The 15,970-nt window shown below is 67.1% G+C and carries 14 protein-coding genes; 1 reads left to right on the forward strand and 13 read right to left on the reverse strand.

From position 1 onward, the window contains the following. The 11 genes from G6035_RS17085 to G6035_RS17135 form a co-directional block, all read right to left on the reverse strand. On the reverse strand, positions 1–1,413 hold the full coding sequence (locus G6035_RS17085) for a sugar porter family MFS transporter (RefSeq protein ID WP_176618308.1): 1,413 nt from the start codon (positions 1,411–1,413) through the stop codon (positions 1–3). Beyond that, complete coding sequence (locus G6035_RS17090; protein WP_176618309.1) at positions 1,410–2,297, reverse strand: sugar phosphate isomerase/epimerase; 888 nt, start codon at positions 2,295–2,297, stop codon at positions 1,410–1,412. Before G6035_RS17090 ends, G6035_RS17085 begins: the two co-directional genes overlap by 4 nt. A 78-nt stretch (positions 2,298–2,375) precedes the next feature. Then, complete coding sequence (locus tag G6035_RS17095; RefSeq protein WP_176618310.1) at positions 2,376–3,389, reverse strand: Gfo/Idh/MocA family protein; 1,014 nt, start codon at positions 3,387–3,389, stop codon at positions 2,376–2,378. Positions 3,390–3,517: 128 nt separating this feature from the next. Continuing rightward, positions 3,518–4,429, reverse strand: a complete 912-nt coding sequence (locus G6035_RS17100) for a sugar phosphate isomerase/epimerase (RefSeq protein WP_176618311.1) — start codon at positions 4,427–4,429, stop codon at positions 3,518–3,520. Between the two features lie 73 nt (positions 4,430–4,502). Further along, entirely contained in the window at positions 4,503–6,020 is a 1,518-nt protein-coding gene (locus G6035_RS17105) for a CoA-acylating methylmalonate-semialdehyde dehydrogenase (protein ID WP_176618312.1), read from the reverse strand. 52 nt (positions 6,021–6,072) lie between these two features. After that, a complete protein-coding gene (gene iolD, locus G6035_RS17110) occupies positions 6,073–8,022 on the reverse strand; it encodes a 3D-(3,5/4)-trihydroxycyclohexane-1,2-dione acylhydrolase (decyclizing) (protein WP_176618313.1) in 1,950 nt (649 codons plus the stop codon). 4 nt (positions 8,023–8,026) lie between these two features. Then, positions 8,027–8,974, reverse strand: a complete 948-nt coding sequence (locus tag G6035_RS17115) for a deoxyribose-phosphate aldolase (protein ID WP_176618320.1) — start codon at positions 8,972–8,974, stop codon at positions 8,027–8,029. 8 nt (positions 8,975–8,982) lie between these two features. Continuing rightward, complete coding sequence (iolC, locus tag G6035_RS17120; RefSeq protein WP_176618314.1) at positions 8,983–9,996, reverse strand: 5-dehydro-2-deoxygluconokinase; 1,014 nt, start codon at positions 9,994–9,996, stop codon at positions 8,983–8,985. 200 nt (positions 9,997–10,196) lie between these two features. Then, positions 10,197–10,610 (reverse strand): tautomerase family protein, encoded by a 414-nt coding sequence (locus G6035_RS17125; protein ID WP_176618315.1) that lies wholly within the window; start codon positions 10,608–10,610, stop codon positions 10,197–10,199. Between the two features lie 158 nt (positions 10,611–10,768). Continuing rightward, positions 10,769–11,545 (reverse strand): TIM barrel protein, encoded by a 777-nt coding sequence (locus G6035_RS17130; protein WP_176618316.1) that lies wholly within the window; start codon positions 11,543–11,545, stop codon positions 10,769–10,771. Next, complete coding sequence (locus G6035_RS17135) at positions 11,545–12,627, reverse strand: Gfo/Idh/MocA family oxidoreductase (RefSeq protein WP_176618317.1); 1,083 nt, start codon at positions 12,625–12,627, stop codon at positions 11,545–11,547. Before G6035_RS17135 ends, G6035_RS17130 begins: the two co-directional genes overlap by 1 nt. Before the next feature lie 162 nt (positions 12,628–12,789). On the opposite strand from G6035_RS17135, the gene G6035_RS17140 reads away from it, so the two are divergent. After that, positions 12,790–13,854, forward strand: a complete 1,065-nt coding sequence (locus G6035_RS17140; protein WP_176618318.1) for a LacI family DNA-binding transcriptional regulator — start codon at positions 12,790–12,792, stop codon at positions 13,852–13,854. Here G6035_RS17140 and G6035_RS17145 read toward each other — a convergent pair. Beyond that, entirely contained in the window at positions 13,835–14,896 is a 1,062-nt protein-coding gene (locus G6035_RS17145; RefSeq protein WP_256884223.1) for a Gfo/Idh/MocA family protein, read from the reverse strand. The two genes, G6035_RS17140 and G6035_RS17145, sit on opposite strands and share 20 nt — an antisense overlap. Further along, positions 14,893–15,970, reverse strand: a 1,078-nt coding sequence (locus G6035_RS17150) for a Gfo/Idh/MocA family oxidoreductase (RefSeq protein WP_256128075.1), incomplete at its 5' end; no start/stop codon positions are given. The genes G6035_RS17150 and G6035_RS17145, both read right to left, overlap by 4 nt.

Here is a 15,970-nt window from a genome sequence, read left to right on the forward strand (position 1 = left end):
TCAGACGGCGGACTTGAAGAGGTGTTCGAGCTCTTCCAGGGACTTTCCCCGGGTTTCCGGAACGGCCTTCCTGACCCAGATGATGGCACAAATCTGCAGTGCCACGAAGATGAAGAACGTGGCGGAGATGCCGATCCCGGCCACGAGCTGCGGGAAGAAGAAGCCCACCAGGAAGTTCACGATCCACAACACGAAAACGCAGATGCCCATGGCCACTCCGCGCACATGCAGCGGGAAAATTTCGGACATGGTCAACCAGGTGACACAGCCGATGAACCCCTGCATGAACGCCAGGAAAACGACCATGCATATCAGCACGAGGTAGCCGCGCAGCAGGCCCTCGGGGACCAGCATGGACACCATTGAGAGCGCGAACAGCGACGATGCCGTACCGGTCAGCCCCGTGACAAGCATGAACTTACGCGGCAGCCGGGTCATGAAGTACATGCCGGCGATGACGGCCAGGACGGAGACAACGCCGTTGAGCACGTTGGCGATGAGCGCGCCCCGGTCGCCGAATCCCGAAGAGGAGAGAATGGTGGTGCCGTAGTACATGATGGCGTTGATGCCGCTGATCTGGTTGATGACGGCCATGCCCAGCCCCACGACAAAGATCCGCCGGATCCACGGCACGGCCAGGTCCTTCACGGTGCCCATCCTGGCCTGGTAGTCCTCGCGGGCGGCCTCCCGGACCTCATCGAACTCGGCGTTGACCTCGGAGGGTTCACGGGCCTTGCGCAGAACGTCAAGTACGTCGTCGAAGCGGCCACCGGCAGCCAGCCAGCGAGGGCTTTCCGGCAGCACCAGCATGCCGAACCACAGGACGACGGCGGGCAGCGTGGCAATGACGAGCATGTAGCGCCAGATGTGGCCGGCGTCGGGGAACAGGTTGCCCAACAGGGCATTGAAAGTGAACGCCAGGAACTGTCCCGTCACGATCATCAGCTCGTTTTGGGTCACGATCCGTCCGCGTTGGGCGGCCGGGGACATTTCGGCCAGGTACACCGGCACGATCACCGAGGCGCCGCCGACGGCAAGGCCCAGGACTGTGCGGGCCAGCACCAGGATCTCGGTGGAGGGTGCGGCGGAACAGCCGATGGTGGCGGCAATGAAGACGATGGCCAGGCCCATGATGGTCTTGCGCCTGCCGAAGCGATCGGAGAGCCGCCCTGCGCTAATGGCACCAAGGGCGGCACCGAGCAGCAAGGTGGAGGTGACAAGCCCCTCCGCCAACGGGGTCAGCCCCAGGTCGCGCTGCATGAACGGCAGCGCACCGTTGATGACGCCCGTGTCGTAGCCAAAGAGCAGCCCGCCGAAGGTGGAGAACAGCGCCACCTTGCGCATGAACTTCCGGGGGTTCGGCCGCACGGCAGCAGCCGGCCGTACGGAATGCTGTTCCGGGAGGGTGTTCATGAGGTGGTCCTGCCCAGGGCGCCCGCAAGATAGCTGTTGATCGTGGCAAGCTGGTAGCGCGAGACGTTTTCGGCGTCGTCGTCCTCGGCAAAGACGCTGGAGACCATGACGGTGTCCGCCCGGTCGAGGAAGCCGATCTCCTTCAGTCCGCCAAAGAACTCATCCCAGTTCACGTCGCCGTCGCCAATCTTCAGGTGCTGGTGCACGCGAACGGGGTTGCCGGGCGGGTTGGTGATGTAGCGCAGCCCGTGGGAGGCATGGTGGTCCATGGTGTCTGCCACATGTACCAGCCGCAGCTTGTCACCGGCGGCGCGCATGATCTCCAGCGGGGCATCCTTCATGTGGAAGCTGTGGGAGGCCACGTAGACCAGGCCCACGTTGGGCGAGTTGACGCCGCGGATCATGCGGATGGCCGCCAGCCCCTCCTCGACAAAGTCGTCCGGGTGCGGGTCGATCAGCAGGTCGATGCCCTCGCGCTCGATGATCGGCAGCAGTTCCTCCATGGAGCGGTAAAAGGCCCGTTCAGACTCCTCGGCCTTTTCGGGCCGGCCGCTGAATTCGGTGTTCATGGTCTTTACGCCCAGGTCCACGGCGATCTGGATGGCACGCTTCCAGTAGCGCACTGCAGCCTCGCGGGCATCCTCGTCGGGACCCGACCAGCGCAGCACGGGCAGAACCGAGGCAATCTCGATCCCGGCGTCCGCCACGGCTTTCTTCAGCCCACCCACCAGGGCGTCGTCGGCCTTGGGATGGTTGTAAAACGGGATGAAATCCGGGTGCGGGGTCAGCTGCATGTACTTGTACCCGAGGTCCGCCACGAGCTGCGGGAACTCCAACAGACCGTGGCTGTGGTGGAACGGCGTGGGGTCCAGGGCAATCTTCACGAAACTTCACTCCAATGCGTTGATAAATCTGCGTTAAATGGTGCGGGGAGTGGCGGCGTGCCGCCACTCCCCGGGCACTTAGCTGTAGAGGCCGGGCTTGGGTGCCAGCACGACGGCGGTCTTGCCGCCTGTCTTTTGCGCCTCGACCCCCGCTTCGCAACAGGCGGCGGTGGCGTAGCCGTCCCAGGCGGACGGCCCGCCGATCTCCCCGCGCAGGGCAGCATCCACCCACGCCTGGACCTCGACGTCGTAGGCGGCGCCAAAACGCTCCTCGAAGCCCGGGGTGACCCGGCCACCCCAGCGGCCCTGCGTGCGGACGTACGGACCGCCGTCACTGCCGATGTTCACAATGCCGTCCTCAAAGGAGGCCTGCGTGGCCACCTCGTAGCCGAAGCGGGCATTGACGTAAATTTCGACGTCGGCCAGGACGCCGGATTCCGTCTCGATCAGTACGTGCTGCGGGTCGTGCTGGCCCGCCGGGGCGTTGCGGGTGGGTTTGCCCAGGCGCACCTGCACGGAGGTGATTTCCTCGCCGGTGAAGAAGCGGATGGCGTCAAATTCGTGCACCACCGAATCGTTGATGAGCATCTCGTTGGTGAATCCGGCCGGGGTGTCCGGGTTGCGGTGCTGGTGGTGCAGTACCAGCAGCTCGCCCAGGCCGCCCTCGGTGATGATTCCGCGCAGGGCGGCGTATTCACTGTCGAAGCGCCGCATGAAGCCCACCTGGATGCGCTTGCGGCCCAGCCTGGCCTCGGCCTGGACCACCTTGAGGGCGCTTTCGGCGTCCGGGGTGAGGGGCTTTTCGCACAGGATGGGGATGTCCCGGTCCAGCGCCTTGAACAGGATGTCCTCGTGCAGGAAGCCGGGGGTGGCGATCAGGACGGCGTTCACGTCGCCGTTGTCCAGGGCCTCCTCGGCGCTGGCCAGGGCCACCGCTCCCGGGATGCCCTTGATGGCGGCCTCTGCGCGTGCCAGGTCAATGTCGACGACGGCAGCCACCTCGGCCCCGCTGATTCTCTCCCGCAGGCGGTTGATGTGGTCCGCCCCCATGCGGCCCGCCCCGATGACGGCGACGCGAAGTTTTTCGCTCATGTGCTTCTTCTTTCTTGTCTGTGGCCCGGCCTGTCCCCGGCGGCTGGCAGCGGAACCTGCCGGCACACGCGGGCGTGGCTGGTTCCGGGGCCCGGCCGGTTGGGGACCCCGCCAGTCATGGGACGTTGCTAGTTAACTCTGGTCCTGGAGCCGCAGCTGAGCAAATAGTTGCGGGTCCGCTTCGCGATGGGCATGGGCACATCAAACGCAACGGGGTACATGTCTTGTTCCACAATGCCAAAGATTGGCTTGTCCAGCGCCTCGACGGCCTCGATCACGGCGCGCAGGTCCGGCAGGCCGTTGGGCGGTTCCACCATGACCCCGGCCAGGTTGGCCGCGGCCCAGGTCAGGTTCTCGGCGTTGACGCGGGCCAGCACGTCGGGGTCAATCTGCTTCAGGTGCAGGTATCCGATGCGTTCGGGGTATTTGCGGACCAGTTCCAGGGAACTGGCCCCGCAGTACTCGGCATGGCCGGTGTCCAGGCACAGGTTCAGCAGTTCCGGGTCGGTCTGCGCCAGCAGGTGCTCAATGTCCGCCTGGCCGCCGACGTGTGCGTCTGCGTGGGGGTGGAACTGCTGTTTGAGTCCAAAGTCCTTCAGCAGGACCTCGCCCAGCCTGTTGTGGCCGTCAAACAGGTCCTGCCACTGCCGGGGGTCCAGGGTGCCGCTCTCCACTGCGTTCCCCGTGACGTCGTCGCGCCACATGGCGGGAATCACGACGACGTTGTCCCCGCCCATGGCGGCCGTCAGTTCGGCCACCTTGCGGGCGGGCTCCCACGCTTCCTCCCACTGGGCAGCGCCCCGGTGGAAGGCCGTGAACACGGTGCCGGCGGTGACCTTCAGGTCACGATCCGCCAATTCCTTGGCCAGGCGGGCAGGATCGGACGGCAGGTACCCGTAGGGGCCCAGCTCAATCCACTTGTACCCGGATTCGGCCACCTCGTCGAGGAAACGCTCCCAGGGGGTCTGCTTCGGGTCGTCGGCGAACCAGACGCCCCAGGAGTCCGGCGCCGTGCCGATGGTCAATTTGTTTTCAGTCATGATGGCTGGCTTTCCAGGATGCCGGCGGGCGGGCGTGTGGAAACCCGGGGTTCTACACGCCCAACCACCGAGGTTAGTTGGAGGGGAAGTTGTATGACGCACCGGACTCGTGCTGTGGTTCGGGCCAGCGGGAGGTGACGACCTTGGCACGGGTGTAGAAGGCCACGCCTTCCTCGCCGTAGATGTGCTTGTCGCCGAACAGCGAGTTCTTCCAGCCGCCGAAGGAGTGGTACGCCACGGGCACGGGGACGGGGACGTTGATGCCGATCATGCCCACGTGCACGCCGCGCTGGAACTTGCGGGCATTGGCGCCTGAGGACGTGAAGATCGCCGTGCCGTTGCCATAGGGGTTGGCATTGATCAGGGCGATGCCCTCCTCCACGGTTTCCACGCGCATGACGGCAAGGACCGGGCCGAAGATTTCCTCCGTGTAGGCGCTCATGTCCGCGGACACGCCGTCCAGGAGCGTGGGGCCAACCCAGTAGCCGTCTTCCTTGCCGGGGACGGTGAAGTCCCGGCCGTCGACCACCAGGGTGGCACCGGCGTCGGCTGCTTCACCGACGATCTTCTGCAGGCGCTGCTTGGAGGCGGCCGTGATCAGCGGCCCCATGTCCGCATCGGCGTCGGTGCCCTCGGCCACCTTGATGGCCTCTGCCCGTTCGCGGACCTTCGCCAGCAGGGTGTCTGCGGCACCGCCGACGGCGACCGCGACGGAAAGTGCCATGCACCGCTCGCCGGCGGAGCCGTAGGCGGCGGCGGAGAGGTGGTCGGCGGCGTTGTCCATGTCGGCGTCGGGCAGGATGATCGCGTGGTTCTTGGCACCGCCCAGGGCCTGGACGCGCTTGCCGTGGGCCGTGGCGGTCTCGTGCACGTACCTGGCGATGGGGGTGGAGCCAACGAAGGAGATGGCGTCCACATCCGGGTGCGTCAGCAGCCCGTCAACAGTGTCCTTGCCGCCGTGCAGCACCTGGAAGACGCCGTCGGGCAGCCCGGCTTCCTGCCAGAGCCTGGCCAGCAGCATCGGGGCGGAGGGGTCGCGCTCGGAGGGCTTGAGGATGAACGCGTTGCCGGTGGCGATGGCGATGGGGCACATCCACAGCGGCACCATGACGGGGAAGTTGAACGGCGTGATCCCGGCCACCACGCCCACGGGCTGGCGGAAGGAGAACACGTCAATGCCGGTGGAGGCCTGGTCCGAGTAGGCGCCCTTGAGCAGCTGGTTGATGCCGCAGGCAAACTCGATGACTTCCAGGCCGCGGCCGATCTCCCCGGCCGCGTCCGAGAGGACCTTGCCGTGCTCGGCGGTGATGAGGGCGGCCAGTTCGTCAACGTGGGAGGCGACAAGCTCGCGGAACTTGAACAAGACGGCGGTGCGCCTGGCCAGCGAATAATCTCCCCAGATTTCACTTGCGGCCTTCGCAGCGGCCACGGCGGTGTCCAGGTCCTCGCGGCTGGCCAGGCTCAGCTGTGCGGACACGGCGCCGGTGGCGGGGTTGTACACGGCTTGGGTTTTGCCGCTCGTGCCGGCAGTTTCGGCACCGTTGATGAAGTTTTTGATGGTGGTCCAGGTCCGTGTTGCCGTGTCAGTCATGGGATTCTTCCTTGGTGGGTGGTCGAGGGGAAGGGTGTGGATTAGGGGGATCTCAGCCCAGCAGCGTGCGCTGGCGGGCCTTGTGTTCGGTGTACGTGGTGTAGGCCTGTTGGGTGGATTGCAGGTCGGAGATTTCCGAGACCGGCACGTCCCACCAGGATTCGGAGCTGGGCGCGTCCAGGAGAGGGTCGGACTCGACGTGGATGAGCACCGGCCCGCCGCCCTCCGGTGCCGCCTTTGCGGCTGTGACAGCGGCCTCGAGGTCGGCCACCACGTTCTCCCCCGGCGTCACACGGATGACCTTCACGCCCAGGCTCTCGGCGTTCAGGGCCAGGTCGACCGGGAGCTTCTCGCCGTCGTCGAAGGTGTGGTGTTGGGCGTCAAGCGTGCGGTACTTGGTGCCAAAGCGCTGGGAGCCAAGCTGTTCGGACAGGGCACCGATGGACGCGTAGCCGTGGTTTTGGATCAGCACCACTATTAGCTTGATGCCCTCTGCGACGGCCGTGACCAGCTCGGTGTGCATCATCAGGTAGGAGCCGTCCCCCACCATGACGACGACGTCGCGCTTCGTTCCGCCGCCGGCCGCCTCGGCAAGGGTGGCACGCTTGACGCCCAGGCCGCCGGGGATTTCGTAGCCCATGCAGGAGTACGCATATTCCACGTGGTAGCCGAAGGGATCGCGGATGCGCCACATCTTGTGCAGGTCCCCGGGCAGGGAGCCGGCCGCGCAGATGACCACGTCGGCGGCGTCCATGGCGCGGTTGGTGGCGCCGATGATCTCGTTTTGCGAGGGCAGCGGGGTGTATCGGGTGTCAAAGGCCTCGTCGACGATGGCGTCCCAGCGCTTCTTCTGCCCGGCGACCTGGTGTTCCAGGTCGGCGCCCACGCGGTATCCGCCCAGGGCCGCGTTGAGCTTCACGAGCGCCTTGCGGGCATCGGCGACGATGGGCAGCGCGGTGCCGTGCTTGTATGCGTCCAGCGGCGTGACATTGATGTTGATGAACGTCACCCCGGGGTTTTGGAACGCCGTGCGGGAGGCCGTCGTGAAGTCCTCATAGCGCGTGCCGATGCCGATGACCAGGTCGGCCTGGGCCGCGATGGCGTTGGCCGCCGTCGTGCCGGTGGAGCCGATGGCGCCCAGGGAACGGGGGTGGTTCCACGGCAGCACGCCCACGCCGGCCTGGGTGTTGCCGACCGGGATGCCCGTGGCGTCGGCAAACTTGGCCAGCTCGTCCTCGGCATAGGCATAAAGCACTCCGCCGCCGGCGACAATCAGCGGGTTCTTCGCGTTTCGGATGGCATCTGCGGCGCGGCGGATGTCGTCGTCGTCGGCCTCCGGGCGGCGGATGCGCCACTCGCGCGGCGCCAGGAACTCTTCCGGAACCTCAAACGCCTCAGCCTGCACGTCCTGGGGAAGCGAAATGGTGACGGCGCCGGTGTCCGCCGGGTCGGTCAGCACGCGCAGGCCATTGTGGAGCGCAGAGAACAGTTGCTCCGGGCGGGAGACGCGGTCGAAGTAGCGTGAGAGCGGCCGGAACGCGTCGTTGACGGAGACGTCATACGCGTCCGGACGTTCGAGCTGTTGGAGCACAGGGTCCGCCGCGCGGGTGGCGAAAACGTCGCTGGGCAGCAGCAGCACCGGGAGCCGGTTGGTGGTGGCCAGGGCGGCGCCGGTGAGCAGGTTGGTGGAACCCGGACCCACCGAGGTGCTCACGGCGAACGTGGCCCGGCGGCGGGTATGGCGGGCATAGCCGACGGCCTGGTGGGACTGTGCCTGTTCGTTGCGGCCCTGGTAGTAGGGCATGAGGGCGGGGTCGCTGAGCTGGTACTGCTTCAGTGCCTGGCCCACACCGGCCACGTTGCCGTGCCCGAAGATGCCGAACATGCCCGGGATGAGCCGGCCGCGGTACTCCTGGGCGCCGACCTTGTCCACCGCGTACTGCCTGCCCAGGAATTCCACCACGGCCTGGGCCACTGTCATTGTGCGTGTTGCTGTTGCCATGGGGCTACTCCTGCGGGCTCGTGGAAGGACTGTTCAGGGACGGCTGGCCTGTGAGCAGAGATGCGGCCGTGGCGATTGCCCCGGCAACATTGCCGTCCTGCGGGTACAACACCGTGCGGCCGACCGTCAGGCCCTGGACCCCGGGCAGGGCCAGTGCCGCGCCCCAACTGGCGAATACCTCATCGGCTCCGGCGTCGGGGTCCCCGCCGAGCAGCACGGTAGGCATGGTGGTGGAGGCCATGACGCGTTCCATTTCGGGCACGACGGGCAGCTTCATCCAGGTGTAGGCGCTCGTGGAGCCCAGGCCGGAGGCGATGGCGACGGACTTGATGACCGCGTCGGTCGAGAGGTCATTGCGGACCTTGCCGTTCTCCCGCACGGACAGGAACGGCTCAACCATGGCGATGAGCCTGCGTTCGGCCAGCGAATCAATGGCCTTGGCCGTGGCCTCAAGCGTGGCGACGGTGTCCGGGTCGCCGAGGCAGATGCGGGTGAGCATCTTGCCGCCGTCGGCGCCCAGGGCTTCCAGCGCCTGCGCGGTGTGGCCGGTGAAGCGGTCGTCGATCTCGTTGACGAGCCCGGCCAGGCCGCCGCGGTTCATGGATCCAAACACCAGCTTTCCCTCAAGGGCCCCCAACAGCAGCAGGTCGTCCATGATGTCCGGGGAGGCGAGGACGCCGTCCACGGCCGGGTTTGCCAAGGCGAGCTGCAGGCGGTCCAGCAGGTCCAGCCGGTCAGCCATGGCCGTCGGGTTGGTACCCACGCCAATGGCGCCGCGGGCCGGGTGGTCCGCGGCAACAATGAAGTTTTGCGTGCCGTACTTCACGCCCGGGTGGCGGCGGCGGGACGCGGCGGCCCGTGCGACGGCGGCCGGGTCCTCCAGGCGCAGTGCCGTCAGGTGGGCGTAGCGGCGCGGGTCGTTGTCCACGCCGGCTGCGGGGGTGGCGGTCATCGGGGTGATCATTTGAGTGCGCCTTCCGTGGCATGTCCGGGGAGAACGGCCCCCGGCACCAGCTGGCCGCGTTTGGCCAGCAGCGAGGTGACCTCTTCCGGCGTCGGCATGGCGTCGGCGCAGGAAAGCCGGGACGCGACGATGGCGCCAGCGGCGTTGGCATAGTCCAGCACCTGGGCGAGCGGCCAGCCGGCCAGGAGCCCGTGCACGAACGCTCCGCCGAAGGAGTCGCCGGCGCCGAGGCCATTGACTGTTTCGACGGGGACGGGGGCCGAGACAACGCGCTCGGTGGCCGTCTTGGCCATGACGCCCTCATGCCCCAGCTTGACGACGGCGATCTCGACGCCCGCGGCCAGCAGGCGGTCTGCCTGCTCGTCGGGCGTTCCTTCGCCCACGGCGACGGCGCATTCCTTGTCATTGCCGATGGCAACAGTGACGTGGGGAAGGATCTTGGCGACCTGCTCGCGGGCCGCGTCCTCGGAGTCCCAGAACATGGGGCGGTAGTCCAGGTCGAGGATGGTGAACTGGCCCTCTGCCAGTTCAGTGCGGGGGCGGGCCAGGTGGGCGGCCAGGTGGGCGCCGCGGCTGGGCTCCTGGCACAGGCCGGTCACTGTGGACCAAAAGACGCGGGCGCCCTTGATGGCGGCGGCGTCCAGCTCGCCGGCGGCGATCTGCCAGTCCGGTGCTGTGGGGAGGCGGCCGTAAAAGTAGAGCGGGAAATCCTCCGGCGGCTTGATGGCACAGAAGGTGACGGGGGTCAGCAGTTCCGCCACCGGCAGGACAAACTGGTCATCCACGTTGAACTTCTTCAGTTCGCGGTGCAGGTAGCGGCCAAAGGGGTCGTTGCCCGTGCGGGTGATGACGGCGGCCTTGCGGCCGTGGCGGGCCGCCGCGACGGCAACGTTGGTGGCCGATCCACCCAGGTATTTTCCAAAGGACGTGACATCTTCCAGACCCATGCCAACGTCGTTGGGGTAGATGTCGACGCTGATGCGCCCGATGGTAAGCAAGTCATGGCTCACGATGATCAAAAGGACCTTTCACTGGGGAACGCGCCTTGGAGCAGGAGATGCAGGATGGTCGTCCCGCCATGCGCCTCCCATGTGATGATCGGCACATGTACTACTTTGCATGAAAAATCATGTCCTGTCAAAGGTTTGTTCTGACATAAGAACATTAATCAATATTTGGCCGGGCAAAGCGGGCCGGCGCGGCCGTGCGGCTACGCTGCGGAAGGTGCGGGGACGGCAAGTTCGCCCGTCATGTACTGCGCGCGGCCAAAGCCAAAAGACCAGTCGTCCGCGATGTTTTCGCTGTAACCGATAAACACGTCCGCGCCCGCCACCCCCACGCGGGCAAGGTTTGCCGCAATGGTGGCAAACAGCGCCCGCTTGGCCGTCTGCGGGCGGCCCTGCTGGGTGAAGATCTGGATCATGACGACATCGCCACTTCGCCCAAAGCCCAAACCGGCATCCTGGGCCACGATCTGGCCCGCCTTGTGCTCGGTCATGACATGGAAGTAGTCCCGTTCCGGAATGCCAAATTCAGCCACGATGGCATCGTGGATGGCGCGGCTGACGCCCTGCAATCCTTCCGGCGCGCGGCCTTCGTTGACGTCTATGCGTACCAGCGGCATTTTCCAGCTCCTTTGATAGTTTGTCCTGTCATATTATCAAATTAAGCGGGCCGTGCCCAGGGTTGGCTCGGGCGCCTGTTCACGGAGACGGCAATGCGCCCCGGGAACCATGACTCCCCGGAGCGCATTGCCTGCCCTGCGGCGCGGACGGCCGCCGGCTACCCGGCGGCGGTGGTGAACGCGGCCCGGAACGCGGCCAATGCCTCGTCGCTGTCTCCCCGCGCCCAGGCCTCCATGCCCACGGTCCCCCCATAGCCTGCGGCGGCCAGGGCCCGGTGCACGGCGGCGTAGTTGATCTCGCCTGTGCCGGGTTCGCAGCGGCCAGGCACGTCGGCCACCTGGATCTCGCCGATGTGGGGCAGGGAGGAGCGGACCAGCTCGATCAGGTTCCCCTCCCCCATTTGGGCATGGTAGAGGTCCAGCATCATTTTCGCGTTGGGGTGACCCACCGCCTCTACCAGCGAAAGGGTATCCTTGGCGCGCGCCAGCGGAATGCCGGGGTGGTCCAGGACAGTGTTGAGGTTTTCCAGGCAGAACGTGATCCCATGCCTGGCGCCAAGTTCACCAAGCCGCTCCAGCGTGCGGGCACCGGTCAGCCACATGCGGCCCGAGGACCGGTGGACGGGGCGGGCGGCATGGCCGTCTATGAGTTCGGCGGAGTGGACCACCATGCGCGGGATTCCCAGCTCGACGGCGGTGGGAATGAGTTCGGCGGCGGTCCGCACCACGTGCTCGCAGCTGTCCGGGTCCACGAGGCTGCCGGACGTGTAGCCGGTCATGGAGGAAAAGACGGCACCCGTTGCCTTGAGCGCCTTGATGTCCTTGGTGCGCGGGTCCCATATCTCGACGTCGAACCCGGCGTCGTGGATGCGGCGCACCCGTTCCGGGAACGGCAGCCCCGTGTGGACCATTTCCGCGCAGACAGCGAGCCGCATCAGGCACCCGCCACGTGGGCGGGGCGGGCGACGCCGGCCGGCGCCCCGGTGCGCACGGATTCAATGCACGCCAGTGCGGTGGCCAGCGCCCGGCGCGCGTCGGCCCCGCCGGGAGTGGTCCCCTTTCCCACAATCTCCGGCAGGCCCGCAATGCCGGCGGCAAAGTCTGCCAGCTCGTCAGTGTAGGCCTGCTTGAACAATTCGATGTTCAGTCGCGGGGTGTCGGCGGAGAGTCCTGCGGCCGTGTACCGGCGGGCCGCGGTTTCAGTGCTGCGCCCGGCCTGGACCATGCCCTTGGAGCCAAACACCTCGCCTCGGATGTCATAGCCGTAGAGGGCGCTGAAGCTGGCTTCGGCGACGGCCACCGCGCCGTTGTCGTAGCGGATGGTCACCACAGCCGTGTCCAGGAAGCCGTGGTCCTTGTACGCGGGCTCCACGAGCGCGTCGGCCACGGCGTACACCTGCACGGGCTCGGCGCCCGCGTTGAACCAGTTCAGGGTGTCGAAGTCGTGGATGAGCGTCTCCATGAAGACTGTCCACGGCGGGGTCTTGGCTGCGCCGGGGATGCTGCCGGTGCCGGGGTCCCGGGTCAGCGAGCGCAGCAGCTGGGGCGTGCCCACCACGCCGGAGTCAATGTCCCGCTTGGCGGCCAGGAAGTCCTCGGCGTAGCGGCGGTTGAAGCCGACCTGGAAGTTCACACCCGCCCGCCCGACGTCGGCCAGCGCGGCATCCAGCTCTTCCAGGTCCAGACCCGCCGGCTTTTCGCAGAACACGTGCTTTCCGGCGCGTGCGGCCGCAGAGATGAGCTGCGCGTGGAAGCGGACCGGGCTGGCGATGATGACGCCGTCGATGGCCGGGTCGGTGAACAGGTCGCCAGGATCAACGGTCACCTTGGCCACCCCCAGGCGGTCCGCCAGGCCCCGGGCATTGTCAAGGAAGGGGTCCGCCACCGCCTCCAGCACCGCGCCGGGAATCCGGCGGGCCACGCTTTCGGCATGGAAGGCGCCAATCCAACCGGCGCCGATGAGTCCGAGTCGGACGGGCCGGGAGTCCACGGCCGGTGTTGGTTGCAGATATGTCATTGTTCAGTCCGTTCGATAGTGCCGGCAAGCACGCCGGCAGCATGTGAATTGCCGACTAGATCGATCTAGAAGCGCTGTGGATCAAGTTTTACACGATCCGGGACAAAAAACTAGATCGATCCACTAAACTGGCCGGATGATTGCCGGATCCCGGGACTTCCCATGACAGCCGCCCCACGCCCCACCATGGCTGACGTTGCCGCAGCGGCGGGTGTCTCCCGCGCCCTCGTCTCGATCGTCATCCGCGGCGCGGCCGGGGCCAGCGAGTCCACGCGGGCACGTGTTCTTGACGTGGCGCGGGATCTTGGTTACCGCCCGGACACCCGGGCCCGGCTGTTGCGCAGCAGCAGGACCCGGCTGCTGGGTGTTGTCTTCAACGTCACGGAACCGTTCCACGCGGAGCTCGTCGAATTGCTTTACGTGGCTGGCGGGGCCCGTGGCTACGCGGTCACGCTCAGCGCCACAGGCCCCAGGCGCAGCGAGCAAAAGGCCATGGAATCGCTGCTGGATCTTGGGGTCGAGGCAGCCATCGTCATCTCCCCCGCCACCCCTGCGGCCCGGCTGGCCGGTACACCCGTGCCTGTCGTGGCCATGCTCGATGCACCGGGAGGCCCCCGGGCCGGTGTCGTCAGCAGTGTCCACACCGACGAGGCTGCCGGAATCCGGCTGGCAATCCGGCACCTGCGCGGGCTCGGGCACCGGCACATCGCCCACCTGGACGGAGGGGAGGCGGTCGGGTCCGCGGCCCGGCGCCTGGCGTACGCGCAGGCCATGGCGGCAGAGGGCGTTCCTCCGCTAATCTTCCATGGCGGCCCGCTGGAGTCCGATGGCTCCCGTGCGGCCCGGGAACTGCTCGCCGCGATGGGTGCCCGGGCAGGTACGGGGCATGACACCCGGGAGGGGACCGCCAAGGGCCGTGCCGCCGGGGCGCCCACCGCCGTCGTGGTTTTCAACGACCGCAGCGCGTTGGGAGCCCTGGACACCTTCCGCACGGCAGGGCTGGACGTGCCCGGCGGACTGTCGGTGGTGGGTTATGACAACTCGCGCATGGCGCGGCTGGAGCACATCAACCTCACGAGCATCGGACAGGACGGCCAGGCACTGGCAGAAGCCGCCGTTGCCGCCGCAGTGGATCGGATCGCCGGTGGGCCCGTGCGGGAAGCGGTGGTTTCCCCGTGGCTGGAGCCAGGAGGGACCACCGCGGCGCCTACTCCCCCGGGTAGCTGATGCCCAGCTGGCCGCGGATGCGGTCGGCCAGCTCCAGGGTGCGGATCGAGGCGGCAGGGGTTCGCTGCGCCACAGCCGTCCGCCCGGCATGGATGGCGCATGCGACGGCTGCCGCCTCATGATGCAACCCCTCGAAGTGGGCGCCCGCGGGCTCCTCGTGGCGCAGGACCGTCCCGTCCGGATAGTGGATACTGAAGCCGCCGGGCATGTTGAACCTGCCGTCAAAAGTCAGGGTTGCGGCCGTGCCGACGATGCTGGCGCTGGTCGGCGTGAAGTTGTGTAATTGCGTGTTTACCACCGCCTGGGCTCCGTCACTGAAGGCCATGACGGCCGATATTTGCCCGTTGACGCCCGACTCAAGGTCCGTCCCGACAGCGGCGAGTTGCACGGCCTCGCCCAGGATGTCGGTGATGAGCGCCAGAGGGTAGGTGCCCAGGTCAAGCAGGGGACCTCCGGCGAGGGCGGGGTTGAAGATGCGGTGGCCCGGTTCGAAGTGCTCCCCGTATTCGGCCAGGACTGTTGTCACTCGGCCCAGTGCACCGTCGTCGAGAAGCTGCCGGAGAACGTCGAACTTGGGCAGGAAAGCCGTCCACAGCGCCTCCGCGGCGAACAGCCCGGCAGCATCGGCGCGGTCGCGGATGTCCCGGGCCTGTGCCGCGTTGACGCCGATGGGCTTTTCAACGAGTACGTGCTTGCCGGCATCCAGCGCCAGTACGGCTGCGGCGTGGTGGAAGTTGTGCGGCGTGGCCACATAGATAACGTCCACGTCGGATTGAACCAGTTCCTCGTAGCTGCCGAAGGCGGCAGGAACGTCGAACTTTTTCGCAAACGCCTGCGAACGCCCCGGTGACCGGGAACCGACAGCGGCGATTATCTGCCGCGTGTGCGCCCGGACGGATTCCGTGAAGCGTTCGGCAATCCAGCCCGGGCCCAAGATGCCCCAGCGCAGGACGGGTGCGTCCATGGAGTCCGGGACGCGGGCCGTCGGCAGCACCCTGGTCTTGGCGGGCGGCGTGTGCGTTGTCGCGTCCTCGGCCGTCACGAGTAGTCGACCGGGACAAAGGTGCCGGCATGGCGTGCGGCGAGGATGAGCGCCTCCGCGGCCTGTGCCGCCCGCAGCCCGTCCCGTGCGGTGGCCAGCGGCGATGATTCACCGCGTTGAAGGGAATGGATCCAGGCCTGCAGCTCAAGGCGGTAGGCGTCGGCAAACCTCGGCCGCCAGTCCTCCGGATAGGGTGTGGAGCGCGTGCCGGCGGCATTGGTGGCAACCAGCGCGGGTTCAGCCAGGGATGCGGTGCCCCGCTCGGCCACTACCTCACACCGGGTGCTGTAGCCGAACTGTGCGTTGAGGAACAGCTCCAGGGTGCTCAATACGCCATCAGCCGTGCGGAGCAGGATGAAGGCGGGGTCGTGCAGGCCCGTGGGTGCCGCCGTCGAACGCTTTCCGGCGAGCCAGGCCACCTCGGCGATGGGGGAACCGAGCAGCCAGGGGATGGAATCGAGTTCGTGGATGGCGGAGTTGGTCACGGCGGAGGCCGTGGTCGCGTCCGGCGCGGAGCCGGTGTTGCGGCTCACGCAATGGACCATCAGCGCCTGCCCCGCCTCGCCGGAGGCGGCGAAGCGGCGCAGTTCCCGGTGACCTGGGTCAAAGCGGCGCATGAAGCCCAGCGATAGCAGCGAGCGTCCCGTCGTGGCCGTAATTTCCTCATCCGCAGCCACCACCGCCCGGCACTCCTCCACCCCGGGGGCCAGCGGCTTCTCGCACAGCACCGGCTTCCCGGCCTGCAGGCAGTCCAGGATGAACCCGGCGTGCGTTGAGTCGTGGGAGGCGATAACGACGGCGTCCACCTTCGTAGAGCGGATGAGTTCCCGTGCGTCAGTGGTGGATCGGGCCCCAGCCGCAGCCGCCACGGACGCCGCCCGGTCACCGTCGATGTCCGCGACGTGGCTGACGGCGGCGCCGCTGATGGCTGTGGCCAGGTTGGTGACGTGGTCCGTGCCCATGATTCCGGCGCCGATGACGCCGAGCTTGATGGTCATATGAAGGTTCCCCTGGTGGCTGATTTGGCTTGCGTCGAGCTGCGGCGGGCCGGCCGTAGCGGGCCCGCCGCTTCCT

Source organism: Arthrobacter sp. SDTb3-6, assembly GCF_013376095.1.
Taxonomy (GTDB): domain Bacteria; phylum Actinomycetota; class Actinomycetes; order Actinomycetales; family Micrococcaceae; genus Specibacter.